The following is an 18,731-nucleotide window of genomic DNA, read 5'->3' as shown; positions in this document are numbered from 1 at the left end:
GAACCGGCCGTGCCTGACTGGCCGTGCCTGACTGGCCGTGCCGGTCAATTCACCCAGAGCAGCCGGCGCAGGTAGCGCATCGCGGCGCTGTCGGCCTGGTCCGGCTTGTCGGCGTACGACTGGATGAAGGCGTTCAGCCCGGAGGCCGGATGGGCTGTGTCGATCTTGCGGCAGTACCGGGCCCACGTGGCGCGATTCAGCGATGCCAGCGGATACCGGGGTGCATCGGCAAACAGCGCCGGCACCGAGAAGCCCTGCCCTTCCGGACAAACGCGGGCCAGCGCAGCCAGCGAGCCGCCCATCTTTTCGCCCAGCGGCAGCACGGTGCGGCCCTTCACCAGCGGAATCAGGTGACGCATCAGTTCGCCCCAGACGCGGAAATCGGCGTCGTCCAGCGGCACCGGGAATGCCGTGTTCGCCTGGCGCGGATTGGCCAGCCACTCCAGGTTGTCGTCACGCTCCGCCAGCACGGCGCGGCGCATGTTTTCCGAGGTCTCGATGCCGCGCACCAGCAGCTGGTGGGCGCGGCGCATGCCGTCCGGATGGGCCAGGAAGATCGCCTCATCCGACTTGACGCCGTCGCGGTACTGGTACGACAGCGCCATCTCGACCAGTGCCTCGGCGAAGTAGTGATAGCTGAGGGACCACAGGATATCGGACTGGTCGGTGCGCACCGCCGCCTTCAGGTTGTACTCGCGCTCGTAGTAATCGCGCTCGTTCGAGGGCGGCCGTACGGTCAGCGGGCTGTCGCGCCGCGCCGGGATGGCAAAGAAGTGGCGCTCGGCGATGCTGACTTCGCCATCGCCGTCCAGGTCGCGCACCCACGTGGCGGGCACCAGCAGCAGCCCGTCCGCCGCGGAGCGGATGCGGATCTTCTCCAGCATCTGCCGGCTCTGGCGCAACTGGTCGCGGGCATGCGTCAGCTCGGCGCGCACCGCCAGTGCGATCTCGGCATGGGGCGGATCGCCTTCCTTCATGCGGCGCGACCCCTGCTCGACGAATGTCCAGATGTGCTGCACCAGCGCCACGTCCTTGCAGATGACGAAGGCCTGCTGTTCCTGCACGGTCATGCGCACGCTGCGCTTCACGCTCGTGCAGGTGCGGTCGAAGGCGGCGGTATTGGTCAGGTCGGGCTGGGCCGCGGCTGCCGTGCCGGACAGGAGGCACGACGACAGCAGGGCAGTCAGTGGAGCGGACTTCAGGAAATGGAAAGCGGCAAGGCGCATGGCATCCTCGATGGCAATGAAGGGAGTGGTGTCGCGGCCACTCTGCGTTCAGCAATGGCCGCGAACCGGCGGCCGCGATTATACTGTCGAGTCAAGATAAATTGCCAATTTTATAATGCCAAGAATTGCCCGAATACGTGCCGCAGTGCTCGGCGCGACCTGCGCCGCCATCCTGCTGGGGGGCCCGGCCGCCGGCGCGGACATCTGTCCCCAAGACGGCGACGGGTGGCCCGCTGCCTGCTTCACGGAGCAGGACGGCGTGCGCCACGTCAAGCGCCAATACCTGGGCCGGCTGAAATGGGACCGGCTTGGCTACGCGCTGGTGTCGCGCGCGGACGCCTTCGAGCTGATGGCAGTGAACCGCCAGGGCAAGGTGGTGGTGCCGGGCATCTACCATACGGGCGACTTCGACTATCCGGACGCCGAGCGTGGCGTCGGCCGTTTTGCCACGCCGGACGGCAAGTGCGGGTATTTCCAGGCCAACCGGTTCACGATCGTGGTCCCGGCCCGCTACGACGTGTGCCAGGCGTTCCATGACGGCAAAGCCGTCGCCTGCACGGATTGCACCCGCTACTGCGACGACGAGGACTGCCACCTCGACCGCCTGGTCGGCGGCTCGGCGGACGAGCTGAAGCTGGACGGCACCAAGCGCCGCACCTATGCGCTGCCCACGCTGGACACCGTCTGCGGTACGCCGGAACGGCGCATCCTCACGCCGCGCGCCGGTGCCGACCTGCTGCAATGCGTGCGGTCCAATCCTTTCGACGAGTTACGCTGAGGATGCGCTGAGTACGGCGCCGAGGGCCGGGCTGAGTACGGGCTGAGTACGGGCTGAGCACGAGCGCAGCTCGGACCGAGCAAGGACTTGGCACGGGCTGACAACCGGGCCAGCTACGGTGCCGACTACAGCTCGCGGCCGAGAAACAGCACGCCTTCCAGCGGGTTGAAGACATACGGGTCGATCGGCGCGAACCCCAGCTCCCGGTACAGCTGCACGGCCGGCGTCATCGTCACCAGCGTGTCCAGGCAGATGCCACGATAGCCCGCCTCCTTCGCCTCCGCGCAGATGCGCTCGGCGAGTTGCCGGCCCAGGCCGCGTGCCCGCGCGACCGGCCGGACGTACAGCCGTTTCATCTCGGCGCGAGTGGCATCGACCGGCCGCAACGCGACACAGCCGACGGGGTCGTCCCCTTGCCACGCCAGCAGCAGGCGCCCGCGCGGTACCGCATACTTGCCGGGCAATCCCGCCAGCTCCGCTTCGAAATCCTGGAAGCACAGGTCGACGCCCAGTCCCTGCGCATATTCGCGGAACAGCGCGCGCACGTGCGGCAGGTCGTCCGGCAGCGCGGCCGGACGGATCGCGATCGGGACCGCCGTCACGCCCGTCAATCCGCCACCGTCCAGTCGACGGTGCCCTCGCCCGCCTGGGCAACCTGGTGCACGCTGTCCGCCAGCCGGGCCAGTGCTGCCGCGCTGACCGGCGCCGTGAAGGTCTCGGCTCCCATGGGCCGGGCGATGGTGGCGCCCATCGTGCCGTCGGCGTGGAACTCCAACGCCACCCGGTCGCCTTCGCGGCCGCCCAGCGACGCGCCGGCCGGCAATTGCTGGGTCTGCGCGCCCACGGCTGCCAGCCCCGCGTCGAAGTCGGCGAACTGGCTGGCCGAGACGGACACGATCGTCGTGCTGCTGCCGTTCAGGGTGACCCGTGCTTCCTTGTCCTCGTCCATGGCGGGCGAAAATTCGATACGCAGCGATACCAGGGCGGGCGATTGATCGTTCATGGCATTCTCCTCGATGTGGTCGTTCATGCAATGCTACCCCAATTCAGCAGAAATCGCGGCTGGACGTGGGCAGCTTGCCCAGCAGCGGCGACAGGTCGACGAGCCGCTTGGCCACCAGGTGGCGCACGATGCCCTCCTGCTGCCACACGCCGTACACGCCCAGCAGCGAGGCACCCAGCACCTCGCGCCGGTACTGGTCGACGAGATCGGGCCAGACGATGACGTTGACGTTGCCCGTCTCGTCCTCGATCGTGATGAACAGCACGCCCTTGGCGGTGCCGGGACGCTGGCGCACGGTGACGATGCCGGCACCGCGCGCCAACTGGCCATCGGCGAACGTGTTCAGCACGTCCGCCGGCAGGAAGCGCTTGGCCAGCAGTTGGGGGCGCAGCAGCGCCAGCGGATGGCGCCCCAGGGTCAGGCCTTGCGCGCGGTAGTCGCCGATGATGTCGTCGCCTTCGCTGGGCGCGCGCAGTTGCGGCGTTTCCTCCACCGGCGTGGTGGGGCGCAGCAGGTCCTTGTCCGGCACCGCGCCCACCGCTTCCCACAACGCCTGGCGGCGGTTGCCCGCCAGGCTGCGCAGCGCGTTGCCGCCGGCCAGCACCTGCAGGTCGTGCCGGTCCAGCCGGGCACGCCGGGCCAGGTCGGCCACGTCCGCGAACGGGCGCAGCGCGCGCGCCTGCTCGATCCGCTCGGCCGACTCGGCGCGCATGCCGCGCAGCAGCGCCATGCCGAGGCGCACGGCCGGCTGCGTGCCTGGCTCTTTTTCTTCCAATGTGGACTCCCAGCCGCTGACGGCAATGTCGATCGGCCGCACCTCGATGCCGTGGCGCCTGGCATCCTGCACCAGCTGCGACGGACCGTAGAAGCCCATCGGCTGGCTGTTCAGCAGTGCGCACAGGAAGGCGGCCGGCTCGTGGCACTTGATCCATGAGCTCACGTACGTCAGGAGCGCAAAGCTGGCCGCGTGCGACTCCGGGAAACCATACTCGCCGAAGCCCTGGATCTGTTCGCAGATGCGCTCGGCGAACTCGATGTCGTAGCCCCGCTCCGTCATGCCGCTGATGATACGGCCACGGTACTTGTCCATGCCGCCCTTGCGCTTCCACGCCGCCATCGCGCGGCGCAGCTGGTCAGCCTCGCCTTCCGAAAAACCGGCCGCGATCATCGCCACCTGCATCACCTGCTCCTGGAAGATCGGCACGCCGAGCGTGCGCTCCAGCGCCTCGTGCAGCCCTTCCGGATAGTCGATCAGGCTGGGATCGAGCCGGCGCTGCAGGTAGGGATGCACCATGCCGCCCTGGATCGGGCCGGGCCGCACCAGCGCCACTTCGATGACGAGATCGTAGAAGCGGCGCGGCCGCAGGCGCGGCAGCATCGTCATCTGCGCGCGCGACTCGATCTGGAACACGCCGATGGTGTCGGCCTCGCACATCATGTCGTACGTCGCCTCGTCGTCGCGCGGGATGTCCTGCATGCCGAATTCCTCGCCGCGGCGCTGGCCGATCAGGTGCAGCGCGCGCCGCAGCGCCGACAGCATGCCCAGCGCCAGCACGTCCACCTTTAGGAGGCCCAGTTCCTCCAGGTCGTCCTTGTCCCACTGGATCACGCTGCGGTCCTTCATCGTCGCGTTCTCGATGGGCACGAGGCGCGACAGCTTGTCCTGCGCGATGACGAAGCCGCCCACGTGCTGCGACAGGTGGCGCGGGAAGCCCAGCAGGCGTTGCGCCAGGCTGGCCCACTGGTGCGCCATCGGCGTGGTGGGATCGAGGCCGCACTCGGCGAAGCGGTTCAGGAGCTCGTGCTTGCTGTCGAACCAATGGTGCGACTTGGCCACCTTCTCGACGATCGCCAGGTCCACGCCCAGCGCCTTGCCGGCGTCGCGCAGCGCGCTCTTGGGGCGGTAGCAGATCACGGTGGCGGCCAGCGCCGCCCGGTGCCGGCCGTATTTCGCGTAGATGTACTGGATGACTTCCTCGCGGCGCTGGTGCTCGAAGTCGACGTCGATGTCGGGCGGCTCGTCGCGCTCGCGCGAGATGAAGCGCCCCATCAGCAGGTTGCTTTCGGCCGGATTGACTTCCGTGATGCCCAGGCAGTAGCAGACGGCGGAGTTGGCGGCCGAGCCGCGGCCCTGGCACAGGATGTCCTGGCTGCGGGCGAAGCGCACGATGTCGTACACCGTCAGGAAGAAGAATTCGTACCTGAGCTCCTGGATCAGCTCCAGCTCCTTCTCGATCTGCGCCTGCACCTTGCCCGGCACGCCGTGCGGATAACGCAGGTGCGCGCCGCCATACGTTTCCTGGCGCAGGTAGGACGACGGCGTGTGCTCCGGTGGAATCAGCTCGTTCGGATACTCGTAGCGAAGTTCCTTCAGCGAGAACGTGCATTGCCTGGCGATGCGCACCGTCTCGGCCAGCGCCTGCGGCGGATAGACGTTGGCCAGGCGCAGGCGCGAGCGCAGGTGCTGCTCCGCGTTCTGCGCCAGGTCGTAGCCGCATTCGTACACGGGCTTGCCCAGGCGGACGGCCGTCAGCGTGTCGTGCAAGGGCTTCCTCGAGCGCACGTGCATGCAGACGTGGCCGGCCGCCACGACGGGCAGGCCGTGCTGCAGCGCCACCTCCTCGACGCTCTGGCGGTGGCCTTCGTCGAACGCACGCTGCAGCAGCACGAGGCCCAGCCACGCGCGCCCGGGAAACGTGGCCGCCAGCCATGCGGCCTGGCGATGCAAGCGGTCGATGTCCGCCACGTCCCATGTGGGATAGTCCGGCAGGAGGATCAACAGGCAATCCGCCATGCCCTGCAGATGCGCCCGCTCCGGCGGCGGGGCCGCGAAATCCTCCGGATGCAGCCGGTAGTGGCCCTTCTCCGCCCGCGTGCGTCCCAGCGTGATCATTTCCGACAGGTTGCCGTAGCCGTTGCGGTTCTGCGCCAGCGCCAGCAGCGACAGCGCATGGCTGCCGTCCGGATGGGTCAGCCGGAACCAGCTGCCGATCAGGAGATGCTCGTCCCACCCGGCCGCCTTGGCCTCCCCGAAAGCCCGCACCACGCCCGCCAGCGAGCATTCGTCCGTGATCGCCAGCGCGGAATAGTCCAGCTGGATGGCGCGCGCCACCAGTTCCTCGGCATGCGAGGCGCCGTGCAGGAACGAGAAATTCGTCATGCAAAACAGCTCCGCATAGGGGGGCAAGGTGGTGAAGGTGGCCATAATTCTCTCCGACTACTGTACATGCATACAGTATTATAGCGCGCAGGCCGCCCCTGTCGCGCACGAACGGCGGCCCGGCGGCATGCGTGTGGCGATGACCCTACAACGACCTCAAGGCCCACGGCATCAACGGTGTCCATGCGAGGTGCGAACGAATCGATGGCACGTTGGAAGGCCGCAACTTCAATCACCCGCCGGGCGGCAGGGAACACAGCGCGGCGGGCGCGTTGACGGTGTTGCTGAAGAGGTCGCTGCAGGTGTACCAGGGCGCCCACGTGGGCCAGCCCTGCCTGCTGTGGAAGGTATGGCATGGAGACCGGCTGCCGGTCGGCGGCGCGGCGGATTCCACCTGGGATGCCGCCTCAAGGCTGAGCGTACAACAGCGGCAATCTATACTAGCCTGGGGCCTGCACGGTTGTAAATAAGTACCTTGTGCAAAATTGTCACAATTGGAAAATTGGTCGTAGTGCAACGACGGGACTGCCGATTAGAATCGTTTTTTTCCCTCGGAGAGCGACCTCGTGTTTTCGACCACCGCCAAGATCCGTCCTGCCCTGCGCCCCGTCTGCCAGGCAGTCCTGTTGAGTTTGTATGGCAGCGCCCTGTTCGCGGCCTCCGGCGCGCACGCGCAGACCACCGATACCGCCCCGGCAGCGGTCCAGCCGGCCCAGTCCGCGATCCAGGTCGTCAACGTGGTCGGCTCGCGCCGCGCCACCAGCTCCGCCACCGATACCGTCTCGCCCGTCGACGTCATCCCGCTGTCGGCCGCGGCCGAACGGGGCGGCCAGTTCGACCTGTCGCAGACGCTGACCAATATTTCGCCGTCGTTCAACTCGACCCGCCAGACGGGCGCGGACGGCGCCGACCTGGTCGACTCGGCCGCGCTGCGCGGCCTGGGCTCCGACCAGACGCTGGTGCTGGTGAACGGCAAGCGCCGCCATACGTCGTCGCTGGTCAACCTGTTCGGCGCGCGCAACCGCGGCAACACGGGCACCGACATGAACGCGATCCCGATGCTGGCGATCAAGGACGTGCAGGTGCTGCGCGACGGCGCCGCGGCCCAGTACGGCTCGGATGCCATTGCCGGCGTCATGGATATCGGCCTGAAACGCAGCATCGGCTGCGAAGCGGTGGCCGGCTACGGCCAGTACTCCGCCGGCGACGGCAAGAACTACCTGGCCTCGGCCTACTGCGGCTTCGCGCTGGCCGGCGGCGTCGTCGGCGTGACGGGCGAATACCTGGACCGCGGCCGCTCGGACCGTTCGGAGCCGGACAACCCGCGCATCATCGGCGACTCGAAAACCAAGAACAAGACCTTGTACGTCAACGGCGACATCCCGACCGGCGTCTCCGGCAACTCGGGCCGCTTCTACTTCACGGGCGGCGTGCAGACGCGCGACGCCTCGTCGGCCGCCTTCGGCCGCGGCGGCGTCGGCACGGACGACATCCCGTCGCGTAATTCCGCGGCGATGTACCCGGACGGCTTCGTCCCGTTCATCAACGGCGACCTGGACGACCGCTACGTGATCGTGGGCCACCGCGCCAAGCTGGGCGAGTGGAACAGCGACCTGTCGCAGACCTACGGCTACAACCGCCTGCGCTACGACATCGCCAACACGCTGAACGCCTCGATCGCCAACGCCGACCTGCTGGCGGGCGGGCGCGGCATCAGCCCGGACACGTTCGACGCGGGCGGCTTCTCGTTCGCCCAGTACACCACCAACCTGGACTTCAACCGCTACTTCGAAGGCCTGGTCGGCAATGGCCTGAACGTGGCGTTCGGTACCGAGTACCGCGTCGAGAAGTACAAGATCTTTGCCGGCGAGCCCGGCTCGTACATCGACGCGGACGGCGTCGGCACCGGCGGCAACGCGGGCAGCCAGGGCTTCCCCGGCTTCCAGCCGGGCGACATCACCAATGCGCGCCGCCACAGCACGGCGGCCTACCTGGACCTGGAAGCGGACCTGAATGCCGACGCGAAGGTGCAGGGTGCCGTGCGCTGGGAAAAATACAGCGACTTCGGTTCCACCGTCACCGGCAAGCTGGCCGGCAGCTATCGCCTGGCGCCTTCGACCTTGCTGCGCGGCTCGGCCAGCACGGGCTTCCGCGCGCCGTCGCTGCAGCAGGCCTACTTCTCGTCGACGTTCACGGACTTCATCGGCGGCGTGCCGACCGACGTGGTGCTGGCGCCGAACGGCGGCGCCGTCGCCAACCTGGCCGGCATCCCGAAACTGAAGGAAGAGAAGTCGCGCAGCTTCACCTTGGGCGCGACGTGGACGCCGACGGACGCGCTGTCCGTCACGGCCGACCTGTACCACATCAAGATCAAGGACCGCATCGTGCTGTCCGGCCGCTTCGATGCGGACAACTATCCTGAACTGGCGGCGCGCCTGTCCACGCTGGGCGTCGGCCAGGCACAGTTCTTCGTGAACTCGGTCGACACCAAGACGCAGGGCCTGGACCTGACGGCTTCGCACAAGAGCACCGTGCTCGGCAACCGCCTGACGACGTTCCTGGCGGCGAACTTCAGCAAGACGGAAGTGGACGGCATCCATGCTCCCGCTTCGCTGGCCGGCTACGAGGACGTGCTGCTGTCCGAGCGCGAGCGCCTGTTCATCGAACAGGGCGGCCCGCGCCGCAAGGCCACCCTGGGCTTCGACTACATCACGGGGCCGATCGAGACAGACTTCCGCATCATCCACTTCGGCCCGCAGACGCTGGGCACCTTCAGCGGCACGGCCGCCGGCGTGCCGAACCTGAAGTACGAAGCGAAGACGTCGGCCGACCTGTCGGTCACCTACACGATCAGCCAGAACGCCAAGATCACCGTGGGCGGCAACAACATCTTCAACGTCAAGCCGACGTCGCAGAACGCGGACGAAACGGACAACGGCTTCAAGTACGACAGCGTGCAGTTCGGGCTGAACGGCGCCTCGTACTTCGCACGGCTGCACGTCAAGTTCTAACTGCTCAGCCCGTGTCCACCATGGGGTCACACCCCGACATGGACACGAGCACATCAATATCAGGAATGGCCGCGTTCGTGTCTGTGTCGGGGTGTGACCCCGAGGTGGACACGAACGCGGCCATTCTGTCATTGCGCAGTCATATCGCACGGTTACATTCGCCATTTTAATTTCTCCCCCGACAGGAACAGTAATGAAGACGAATCAGGTGATGGTGGCGGCATGGATGGCGGCGGGGCTGGTCGGCCTGGCCGGTTGCGGCGGCGACGATCCGCCGCCGGCCATGCCGACGCAGCCGCCCGCGGCGGGCAAGGTCCCGGAAGGCACGACCGTCACGTTCGCGCTGATGGAAACCACCGACCTGCATTCGAATGTCCTCAGTTACAACTACTATTCGCTGGCCGAGGACACCAGCCTCGGCATGGAGCGCACGTCCACCTTGATCCAGGCCGCACGGGCGGAGAACCCGAACAACGTGCTGCTGGACGACGGCGACGTAATCCAGGGCACCCTGCTGGGCGACCTGCAGGCCGTGACAAGCCCCGTGCCCTGCTCCGGCACGCTGGCCGTGCACAAGGCCATGAACGCGCTGAAGTACGACGGCGGCGGCATGGGCAACCACGAATTCAACTACGGCCTGCCGTTCCTGTCGCAGGTCACCAACACGGACTTCAACATTCCCGGCGTGACGAAGCCGACGGGCACCTGCGGCGCGCCCGCGTTCCCGCTGGTCCTCAGCAACGTCACCGGTGTCGCCAGCGGCAAGCCGATCTTCCAGCCGTATGCGGTGCTGCCGCGCGCGTTTACCGCCAGGGCGCCGGACGGCAGCAGCGTGAACGTGCAGCTCAATATCGGCATCATGAGCTTCGTGCCGCCGCAGATCCTGGAGTGGGACCAGAAGAACCTGGCCGGCAAGGTCGCCGTCAGCGGCGCGAAGGAAGCGGCGCAGCAGTACATTCCCGAACTGCGCGCCAAAGGGGCGGACGTCATCGTGGCGCTGTCGCACGGCGGCCTCGATCCCAGCCCCTACAGCCCCAAGATGGAGAACCAGAGCTACCACCTGGCCGGCACCGGCATCGATGCGCTGCTGATCGGCCACTCGCACCTGATCTTCCCGAAGGGGAAGGAGCCGGGGGCGGCGGCGCTCGACCCGTCGCTGGCCGCGCTGCCGGCCAGCGCCAAGGTCGATGCCGTCAACGGCTTCGTCAACGGCGTCCCGACCGTGATGGCGCAGAGCTGGGGCCGGCGCCTCGGCATCATCCGCATGACGATGGTCTACCAGGGCGGCAAGTGGGTCACGCAGCCGGCGAAGACAAACGTCGAATCGCGCGGCTTCAAGTACACGGACGGCAGCACCCTCGTCAAGGCCGATCCGGCCATCGCCGCGCTGGTCGCAAAGGAACATGCCGACACCATCGCCTACGCCAAGCAGCCGCTGGGCGTGACGACGGATTTCGAGATGTCGTCGTATTTCTCGCTGGTGGGTGACGTCTCCGCAATCCAGCTGGTAAACCAGGCCCAGATCGACTACGTGAAGAACTTCATCGCCACGTCGACCGATCCCGTGCTGGCATCGTACAAGGCCATCCCGGTCATCTCGTGCAGCGCGCCGTTCAAGGCCGGCCGCAACGGGCCATCCGACTTCACCGACGTGGCGCCGGGCGCCAGCGCCGCCGCCCCGATCGGCCTGCAGGTGCGCAACCCGGGCGACCTTTACCTGTACAGCAACAACAACCTGCAGGCCGTGAAGATCAAGGGTGCGGACCTGAAGGCCTGGCTGGAAGCGTCGGCCAAACAGTTCGGCCAGATCGACCCGGCCAGGACGGCGGAGCAGGACCTGGTGCCGAGCTACGGCACGATCTACAACTATGACGTGTTCTACGCCGAGAACAACGCGCTGACGTACCAGATCGACGTGACGAAGCCGGCCGGCAGCCGCATCGTCAACCTCGTCTACCAGGGCAAGCCGGTGGGGGACACGGACGACTTCATCGTCGCCACCAACGACTATCGCGCCGGTGGCGGCGGCAACGTGCCCGGCATCGACGGCAGCAAGACCATCATCAAGTCGCCGGATGCCAACCAGACCGTCGTCAGCAACTACCTGCAGAAGGTCGGCAAGGCGACCGGCAAGGTCACGCTGGCCGCCAATGGCAACGCGCGCAGCTGGTCGTTCGCCAAGGTGGCGACGGCCGGCCCCGTGATCCTGCGCTCGGCACCAGGCCACCTGGCGCTGGCGCGCGCCAGCGGCATCGCCGCCGTCACGGCCGAAGGCGGACTCGATGCCAGCGGCTTTGCCAAGTACACCATCGACCTGTCGAAGTGATGCGGATGCGCTACGTGCTGCCGGCGCTGGTCGCGGCGCTCTTGTTGGCGGGCTGCCGGCATGAGCCGCTGCCCTCGTCCGCGCAGATCGAGGCGCTGGCGATGACGGCGGCGCAGCGTGCCGACGCGACGGCCGAACAGCACTTGCAGCGGCTCGCCACGCAAGGCATGCCGGTCGCGCAGCGCGAGCTGGGCATCCTGTACCGGGGCCGCCCCGCCGCACGCGCCGATGCCGAACGGCTGCTGCGCCAGGCCGCGCAGGCCGGCGACGCGCAGGCCGCATTCCACCTGGGCGAGCTGTATCGCCTGCCCGCGCCGGGCATTACCGCCGATGCCGCGGCCGCATGGCCGTGGTACCGGCAGGCGGCCGAGGGCGGCCAGGCGAAAGCGGCGCTGCGCCTTGGATTGATGGCGAAGAATGGGGATGGCGTGCCGCGCGACCCGGCCGGCGCGGCGCGCTGGCTGCAACTGGCCAGCGACCTGGGGAATGCGCATGCGATGTTCCTGCTGTCGTACGCTTACCGCGAAGGCGACGGCGTGGCACCCGATCCGGCCAGGGCGGCGGCGCTGCTGGAGCAAGCGGCGGAGCACGAATATCCACCGGCATTGCAGGAGCTGGCGCTGACGGTCGGCGATCCCACCCGGGCGGGGCACCTGATGAAGGAGGCGACCGAGCACCGGCGCAATAACTGGAACCGGTTTTAGGGACGCATAAACCCAGGGTCTGTCCCCGCATGGGGACAGACCCTGAAGTTAATAGCCCGCTATAGCGAAGCACGTGCAAACTTCAGGGTCAGTCCCGTGCCGGGACAGACCCTATCCCTCGAGACGTCAGGGATTCAGCCCAACATCGCCAGTTCGCGCGTCATGTTGACGATAGCCAGTTCGTTGTACTGGTCGGCGAACCAGCGGTTGACGAACAACTGGCGCTGCTCGGCCTTGCCGCGCAGGTGGACCAGCACCTGGCCGCGCTGGCGGTTGTAGTGCTCGTCCGGCACGTGCCCGTATTCGGCGCGGATGCCGCGCGCGTAGTGGCTGTACACTTCCTCGTCCTGGCCCAGGATGGCCAGGTCCACGCCCAGCATGATGTCCTTGAGCGGATGGCTGACCGCGCCGCCCTGGAAATGGTCGGTCGCGCGGATCAGTTGCGCCACTTCGTCCGCCATCGCCGCGTCGGCCGCCAGGGCGCTCTCCAGCCACAGGCGGGCGCTCGCCTCCTCGTTGGAGACGCCGTCCGCCGCGCCGTGGGCGTACACCACGTCGTGGAACCAGAAGGCGGCGCGCACGATGTCGATGTCACGCTTGTCCGGCCGCGTATTGGCGCTCCACGCGCGGATTTCCGCCAGGCCGTGCACCAGGTGGTCCAGGTTGTGATAATGGCGCTCGGCGCCGCCGTAGGCATCGGCGCCCGTCAGGCGGGCAAACCACGCTTGGGCATTGGCGGCCGCCGCGTCGTCGCCGGCTGGCCACAGCGACAGCCACTCCTTGTGCAGCCAGTCCAGGATCCACGAACGGTAGGCGGGGCCGGGAACGAATTTCTTCATCGTCCAGTTCCAGCCGACAGGGCCTTCCAGCGCCTTGACGAAGCTCGAGCTGACGGAACCCAGGTCGCGCGGCGGCATCACGAACAGCGTCTTGGCGCCGCCGATCACTTCCACGTTGGTCTGCTGGATCAGGTTCTCGTAGTCGAAATCGGCCGTCGTGCGGATGCCCCGGATCAGGTAGTCGATGCCGTGCTTGCGTGCCACGCGCGCCGTGTAGTCGCTCTTGACGAGGACCACCTGGACATTGTCCCACTGACGTTCGGCACAGCTCTCCAGCACGATCGCGCGGCGCTCCTCGGCGGAGAACTTCGGCTGCTTGGTGGAGTTCTCGGAAAGGAAGACGACCACCTCCTCGGCGATCGAACGGGCCTCGCCGATCACCCACATATGGCCGTTCGTGATCGGGTCCAGAGTGCCCGAGAAACCGATTTTCTTCATGCGCTGCCCTGTTGGCTGAATGTCAATGACGACATTCTAGCCGACCTGGGCGTCAGGATGCCCTGGCGGCGGGCCCGGGCTTGCCGGACGCCGGGGCCTGCGTCGGCGGGAATGCCACCTGCACCAGGAGGCCGCCCAGCCGGGCCGACTGGTCCAGCGTCAAGGTGGCGCCGTGGCGCTCGGCGATGGCCTTGATGATGGCCAGGCCCAGCCCGCTGCCCGTGGCCGTGCTGCCCGGCACCCGGTAAAAGCGGTTGAAGACACGCTCGCGTTCTTCCGGCGAGATGCCGGGGCCGCTGTCCTCGACCACCAGCGTCGCGCCTTGGGCAGCGTTGGTCCCGGCGCGTACCGACACGTCCACCGTGCCACCGGCCGGCGTGTATTTCAACGCGTTGTCGACCAGGTTGCGCAGCAGGACCAGCAGCGCGTCGCCCTGCCCCTTCACGTCCGCCTCGTCGGCCTGATGCAGGCCCAGGTCGATCGAGCGGGTGGCGGCCGCATTGGCCATGTCGCCCAGCGTGCGGCGCGCCAGGTCGGTCAGGCTGACCGGCTCCAGCTTTGCCTCGGCCGCTTCCTGCCGGGCCAGCACCAGCAACTGCTCGACCAGGCGGGTGGCGCGTTCGATGCCGGCCGTGAGGCGGCCGATGGCGACGGCGCGGGCCGCGTCGTCGTCCGCACGGTCCAGGCTCAGCACCTGCAGCTTGAGCGCGGCCAGCGGCGAGCGCAGCTCGTGCGCGGCATCGGCCACGAAGTGCTGCTGGGCGTCGAATGCCGTGCGCACGCGCCCGAACAGCAGGTTCAGTTCATGTACCAGCGGCTTGACCTCGTCGGGCAGGTCCGATTCCGACACGGGCGACAGGTCGTCCGCCTGGCGCGACGCCACCTGGCGCCGCACCCGTGCCACGGGGGCCAGCGAGCCGCTGACGACCCACCACACCACCAGCATCAGCACCGGTGCCATCATCGCGATGGGACCCACGGTGCGCAGCGCCAGCGCGCCGGCCATGCGCTTGCGCACGGCCATGTCCTGGGCGATCTGCACGGTCTGGTTGCTGGTCTGGACGGAAAACACGCGGTACGTCGTGCCCTTGGCCTTGACGTTGGAGAAGCCCAGTACGGCACGCTGCGGCAGCTCGGCGCGCGAGATCGAGCGAAACACCTGGATGCCATCGGGCGTCCAGACCTGCACCACCATGTCGTCGTTGCCGGGATCGACGCTGGGGCCATGCACGGAATTGGCCAGCGGCACGCCGGAGCGCAGCGCCAGCGCCATCTGCTGCATGTGGTAATCGAAGATCTGGTCGGCGTCGTGCAGCGCGCTGCGGTAGGCGATCATCGCCTGCGCCAGCGCGGCCATCGTGATGGCGGCCAGCAGGAACCACAGCAGCCGGCCACGCAGCGAGTGCGAGACGCTGACCTTGGGCATCATACTTTCGGCACCATGTAGCCCAGGCCCCGCACGTTCTGGATCAGTTCACTGCCCAGCTTCTTGCGCAGCCCGTGGATGTAGACTTCGACGGCGTTGCTGTTCACTTCATCCTTCCAGCTGTACAGCTTTTCCTCCAGCTGCGCGCGCGACAGCACGATCCCGGGGCGCGCGATCAGCGCTTCCAGCACGGCCCATTCGCGCGCCGACAGGCTGACGGGCTGGCCGCCCGCGATCACTTCGCGCGTCTGCGGATTGATCGACACGCCCTTGTGCTCGAACACGGGCTCGGCCCGGCCCGCCGAGCGGCGCAGCAGTGCGCGGATGCGGGCCAGCAGCTCGTCCAGGTCGTAGGGCTTCAACACGTAGTCGTCGGCACCCGCGTCCAGGCCGGCGATGCGCTGTTCGACCGCATCGCGCGCGGTCGCCACCAGCACCGGCGTCAGTTCCTTGCGCGTGCGCATCGAGCGCAGCACTTCCAGGCCGTCCTTGCGGGGCAAGCCCAGGTCCAGCAGCACGAGGTCGTACGTCTGCGTCTGCAGCGCCGTATCGGCCATCGCGCCATCCTTGACCCAATCGACGGCGTAATGTTCGGCCCGGAGCAGGTCCAGTACCACTTCACCGATCATTACATCGTCTTCCACCAGCAAGAGCCGCATACCATTCCTTTCTGTTCTTATCGGCCGCCGCCCATGTGCGGACGGCGGCATTGCACCGCAGTGTAGCCGAACGCCGTCAGCCCAGCCGGACCGGGATGAATATGCGTTCCTCGCCACGCTGGATCAGCAACGCCACCGAGCGGTCGGCGCGCGCCACCACGTCGCGCACCTGTTCCACCGACGTCACCATGCGCCCGTTCACGGACAGCAGCACGTCGCCCGGCTGCACGCCGGCGCTGGCGGCGGCACCGCCCGCGTCCTCGATCACCAGACCGGCCGGCAGCCCGGTCTGGCGCCGCTCCAGCGGATCGAGCGGACGCAGTGCCAGGCCCAGGCGCAGCTTGTCGGCCGGGGCCCGCTCGTCGGTGCTGGCGACGGCCCGCGTATTGGCGTTGCCCAGCTTGCCCGTCAAGGTGACGGCCTTGCCCTGGCGCCAGACGTCGAGCGTGACCTTGTCGCCCGGCTTGGCCAGCGCCACCAGCGCGGGCAGGTCGCCGGATGCGACGATCTTCTGGCCGTTGACGGTGCGGATCACGTCGCCCGGCTTCAGGCCGGCCTGGTCGCCCGGGCTGCCCGGCTCGACGTTCGCCACCAGCGCGCCTTCCGGTGTCGCCAGGCCGAACGAGTCGGCAAAGCCCTGGTTCACTTCCTGCACCGTCACGCCCAGGCGCGCATGCACCACCTTGCCGGTCGCGACGATCTGCTCCTTGATGCGGTTGGCCAGGTCGATCGGGATCGCGAACGACAGGCCCTGGTAGCCGCCCGTCTGGCTGTAGATCTGCGAGTTGATGCCGACCACTTCGCCTTTCGTGTTGAACAACGGGCCGCCCGAGTTGCCGGGGTTGACGGCCACGTCGGTCTGGATGAATGGCACGCTGCCTTCGTCCAGCGAGCGCCCCTTGGCACTGACGACGCCGGCCGTGACCGTGCTTTCCAGGCCGAAGGGTGAGCCGATCGCCAGCACCCATTCGCCCACCTTCAGTTCCGTCGAGCGCCCCAGCGGCACGACGGGGAGGTTCTTCGCGTCGATCTTCAGCACCGCCACGTCCGTCTTCGGATCGGAGCCCAGCACCTTGGCGCGGAATTCGCGGCGGTCGGCCAGCTTGACGGACACCTCGCTGGCGTCGCGCACCACGTGGGCATTGGTCAGGATGATGCCGTCCGCACTGACGATGAAGCCGGAGCCCACGCCATGGCTGGGCGCCTCGCGGCCTCCACCGCCCCGTTGCGGGCCTTGGAAGCGGCGGAAGAATTCGAAGAACGGGTCATCGGCGAAGGGCTCGGCGCGGTTTTCGTAGCCCGCGCGCACCCGGCCCGTCGTGCTGATGTTGACGACGGCAGGACCGTTGCGCGAGGCGATCACGCTAAAGTCGGGCAAGGCGATCATGGGCGCAGGCGTGGGGGCCGGGGCGCCCGCGGCGGCATTGGCCGGCACGGCGGCACTTGGCGTCGCCACGCTGGCGGCCGCGGGCACGGCAGGCGTGGCCTCGGCGTTGCTGTTGCGCTGTACTGCTATCGCTGCGCCGGCACCCAGTACGCCGACCGCGCACAGCGTCAGCACCAGGCGCTTCATCGTCATCGAGACAACAGTATTCTTGCTCATCGCTGTACTCCACTTGAATCAGGTTATCGATGTCAACAATATGAGGCTTCAAGCTTAGCGGCCCCTTAACGGGTAGGGCAAGTAACGGCCGGGCCTGCCCGGAAGCCCTCGCCCTGCCGCGACGGCCGCGCCCAGACGCACAAAGGCCGGGTCACCCCGGCCTGGTATTGCACTGATCGCCTCATGTCAGCGGGCCGGCCTTGCCTGGCCGGCAACCGCCATCCCGTCAAGCAGCGGCGCGCTTGTCGTCGAGCGCCGTGACGTTCGCACCGGCGCCGTCGATGGCGATCTTGCGCGGCTTGAACGCTTCCGGCACTTCACGCACCAGGTCGATGGTCAGCATGCCGTTGTTGAAGGAGGCGCCCGTCACCTTGACATGGTTGGCCAGCTGGAAGCGTTGCTCGAAATCGCGCGCCGCGATACCACGGTGCAGGAAGGTGCGCTCGACGGCCTCCTTCTGCTTGCGGCCCGTCACGACCAGCGAATCGCGTTCGCTGGTGATGTCGATTTCGGCACGGTCGAAGCCGGCCAGCGCCATCACGATGCGATACTGGTCCTCGTTGACCAGTTCGACGTTGTACGGCGGATAGCTGGGCTGCGAATCGTTGTTCAGCAGCTGGGCCAGGCGATCGAAGCCGATGGCGGTACGGTACAGGGGAGCAAGGTCAAAAGTACGCATTTTCAATATCCTTTCATTCAGCGATATGGGTGCGGCCCCCATGCGGGCGACCGCGGGTACACGGTAAAACCAGGAATCAACGCGGGTGTGGCCTCAGCCGGGATGCCAGCCGGGATGCCAGCCGGGACGTCGGCCGTAGCGCCGGCTGAACAGTCTGCCGATTGGCGGGTGTCCCGATCCCGAAATTGCGGATGGAAGCCCCCGCCTGGGCCAGTCGGGCCAGCCCGGGCCATGCCGGCCCCGGGCCGGCGCCCGATCAGGCCGCGCGCTGCTCTTCGATGGCGGGAACGTCCGAGTTCGTGACGCCGTCGATGGCGATCTTGCGCGGCTTGAGCGCTTCGGGTACTTCACGCACCAGGTCGATGGTGAGCATGCCGTTGGTGAAGGAGGCGCCCGTTACCTTGACGTGATTCGCCAGCTGGAAGCGCTGCTCGAAGTCGCGGGCCGCGATACCGCGGTGCAGGTAGGTGCGTTCGTTGCCGTCCTTCTGCTTGCGGCCGACGATGTGCAGGGTGTCGCGTTCGCTGGTGATGTCGATTTCCGAACGGTCGAAGCCGGCCAGTGCCATCACGATGCGGTACTGGTCTTCCGACACGAGTTCGATGTTATACGGAGGGTAGCTGGGCTGGGCCTCGGCATTGTTCAGCATCTGTGCCAGGCGGTCGAAGCCGATAGCGGTACGGTACAGCGGAGTCAGGTCAAAAGTACGCATGATGGATATCCTTTCAAAGTTAAGCGATACCGGAAGGGGCTCGGGTCCTGCAGCGGCATCGCTGCGTGCCTGGCCACCTTCTGAGTCGCGGTCCCCTGCTGGGCAACCGCTGCATCCGATATACGGACACCCGGAACGCGTTTCAAGGGGATTTTTTTCAGAAAAGT

The 18,731-nt window shown here is 67.4% G+C and carries 14 protein-coding genes; 4 read left to right on the top strand and 10 right to left on the bottom strand.

The features are described from left to right. Positions 1-44 precede the first annotated feature (44 nt). Complete coding sequence (locus tag PX653_RS00520) at positions 45-1,226, bottom strand: hypothetical protein (RefSeq protein WP_277416016.1); 1,182 nt, start codon at positions 1,224-1,226, stop codon at positions 45-47. Between the two features lie 145 nt (positions 1,227-1,371). Here PX653_RS00520 and PX653_RS00515 point away from each other — a divergent pair, with 145 nt between their 5' ends. Then, complete coding sequence (locus PX653_RS00515; RefSeq protein ID WP_277416015.1) at positions 1,372-2,004, top strand: WG repeat-containing protein; 633 nt, start codon at positions 1,372-1,374, stop codon at positions 2,002-2,004. 125 nt (positions 2,005-2,129) lie between these two features. On the opposite strand, the gene PX653_RS00510 is transcribed toward PX653_RS00515, so the two are convergent. From PX653_RS00510 to PX653_RS00500, 3 genes are read right to left on the bottom strand one after another with little or no spacing between them, the layout of a single operon-like run. Then, positions 2,130-2,606, bottom strand: coding sequence for a GNAT family N-acetyltransferase (locus tag PX653_RS00510; RefSeq protein WP_277416014.1), 477 nt, complete (start codon positions 2,604-2,606; stop codon positions 2,130-2,132). Positions 2,607-2,611: 5 nt separating this feature from the next. Beyond that, positions 2,612-3,007: a hypothetical protein gene (locus tag PX653_RS00505; protein WP_277416013.1), complete on the bottom strand. Its 396-nt coding sequence runs from the start codon at positions 3,005-3,007 to the stop codon at positions 2,612-2,614. A 43-nt stretch (positions 3,008-3,050) separates the two neighbouring features. Further along, positions 3,051-6,215, bottom strand: coding sequence for an error-prone DNA polymerase (locus PX653_RS00500; protein ID WP_277418675.1), 3,165 nt, complete (start codon positions 6,213-6,215; stop codon positions 3,051-3,053). Positions 6,216-6,733: 518 nt separating this feature from the next. Between PX653_RS00500 and PX653_RS00495 the strand changes: the two genes are divergently transcribed. The 3 genes from PX653_RS00495 (at position 6,734) to PX653_RS00485 (ending at position 12,208) form a co-directional block, all read left to right on the top strand. After that, positions 6,734-9,178 carry a TonB-dependent receptor plug domain-containing protein gene (locus PX653_RS00495; RefSeq protein ID WP_277416012.1) on the top strand — a complete coding sequence of 815 codons (2,445 nt, stop codon included), beginning with the start codon at positions 6,734-6,736 and terminating at the stop codon, positions 9,176-9,178. Between the two features lie 193 nt (positions 9,179-9,371). Then, on the top strand, positions 9,372-11,504 hold the full coding sequence (locus PX653_RS00490; protein ID WP_277416011.1) for a bifunctional 2',3'-cyclic-nucleotide 2'-phosphodiesterase/3'-nucleotidase: 2,133 nt from the start codon (positions 9,372-9,374) through the stop codon (positions 11,502-11,504). 5 nt (positions 11,505-11,509) lie between these two features. Beyond that, positions 11,510-12,208 carry a tetratricopeptide repeat protein gene (locus PX653_RS00485; protein ID WP_277416010.1) on the top strand — a complete coding sequence of 233 codons (699 nt, stop codon included), beginning with the start codon at positions 11,510-11,512 and terminating at the stop codon, positions 12,206-12,208. Between the two features lie 134 nt (positions 12,209-12,342). Here the strand turns inward: PX653_RS00485 and coaD are convergent, their stop codons facing one another. The 6 genes from coaD to PX653_RS00455 form a co-directional block, all read right to left on the bottom strand. Further along, entirely contained in the window at positions 12,343-13,485 is a 1,143-nt protein-coding gene (gene coaD, locus PX653_RS00480) for a pantetheine-phosphate adenylyltransferase (protein WP_277416009.1), read from the bottom strand. 52 nt (positions 13,486-13,537) lie between these two features. Then, positions 13,538-14,911, bottom strand: coding sequence for an ATP-binding protein (locus PX653_RS00475; protein WP_277416008.1), 1,374 nt, complete (start codon positions 14,909-14,911; stop codon positions 13,538-13,540). Then, a complete protein-coding gene (locus PX653_RS00470) occupies positions 14,911-15,570 on the bottom strand; it encodes a response regulator (RefSeq protein ID WP_277416007.1) in 660 nt (219 codons plus the stop codon). Before PX653_RS00470 ends, PX653_RS00475 begins: the two co-directional genes overlap by 1 nt. A gap of 76 nt (positions 15,571-15,646) precedes the next feature. Then, positions 15,647-17,173, bottom strand: coding sequence for a DegQ family serine endoprotease (locus tag PX653_RS00465; protein ID WP_277416006.1), 1,527 nt, complete (start codon positions 17,171-17,173; stop codon positions 15,647-15,649). Between the two features lie 226 nt (positions 17,174-17,399). Then, positions 17,400-17,852 carry an Hsp20 family protein gene (locus PX653_RS00460; RefSeq protein WP_277416005.1) on the bottom strand — a complete coding sequence of 151 codons (453 nt, stop codon included), beginning with the start codon at positions 17,850-17,852 and terminating at the stop codon, positions 17,400-17,402. A 256-nt stretch (positions 17,853-18,108) separates the two neighbouring features. Further along, entirely contained in the window at positions 18,109-18,564 is a 456-nt protein-coding gene (locus PX653_RS00455) for an Hsp20 family protein (protein WP_277416004.1), read from the bottom strand. Between the last annotated feature and the right edge of the window lie 167 nt (positions 18,565-18,731).

Source organism: Pseudoduganella chitinolytica, assembly GCF_029028125.1.
Taxonomy (GTDB): domain Bacteria; phylum Pseudomonadota; class Gammaproteobacteria; order Burkholderiales; family Burkholderiaceae_D; genus Rugamonas; species Rugamonas chitinolytica.
Note: the sequence above shows the minus strand (reverse complement) of the source record. Positions and strands in the feature narration are given on the sequence as shown.

Coding starts and splice junctions, on each gene's coding strand:
- PX653_RS00465 (WP_277416006.1), bottom strand. CDS start 17,173: ATGAGCAAGAATACTGTTGTCTCGATGACGATGAAGCGCCTGGTGCTG.
- PX653_RS00475 (WP_277416008.1), bottom strand. CDS start 14,911: ATGCCCAAGGTCAGCGTCTCGCACTCGCTGCGTGGCCGGCTGCTGTGG.
- PX653_RS00470 (WP_277416007.1), bottom strand. CDS start 15,570: ATGCGGCTCTTGCTGGTGGAAGACGATGTAATGATCGGTGAAGTGGTA.
- PX653_RS00520 (WP_277416016.1), bottom strand. CDS start 1,226: ATGCGCCTTGCCGCTTTCCATTTCCTGAAGTCCGCTCCACTGACTGCC.
- PX653_RS00455 (WP_277416004.1), bottom strand. CDS start 18,564: ATGCGTACTTTTGACCTGACTCCGCTGTACCGTACCGCTATCGGCTTC.
- PX653_RS00485 (WP_277416010.1), top strand. CDS start 11,510: ATGCGCTACGTGCTGCCGGCGCTGGTCGCGGCGCTCTTGTTGGCGGGC.
- PX653_RS00490 (WP_277416011.1), top strand. CDS start 9,372: ATGAAGACGAATCAGGTGATGGTGGCGGCATGGATGGCGGCGGGGCTG.
- PX653_RS00505 (WP_277416013.1), bottom strand. CDS start 3,007: ATGAACGATCAATCGCCCGCCCTGGTATCGCTGCGTATCGAATTTTCG.
- coaD (WP_277416009.1), bottom strand. CDS start 13,485: ATGAAGAAAATCGGTTTCTCGGGCACTCTGGACCCGATCACGAACGGC.
- PX653_RS00460 (WP_277416005.1), bottom strand. CDS start 17,852: ATGCGTACTTTTGACCTTGCTCCCCTGTACCGTACCGCCATCGGCTTC.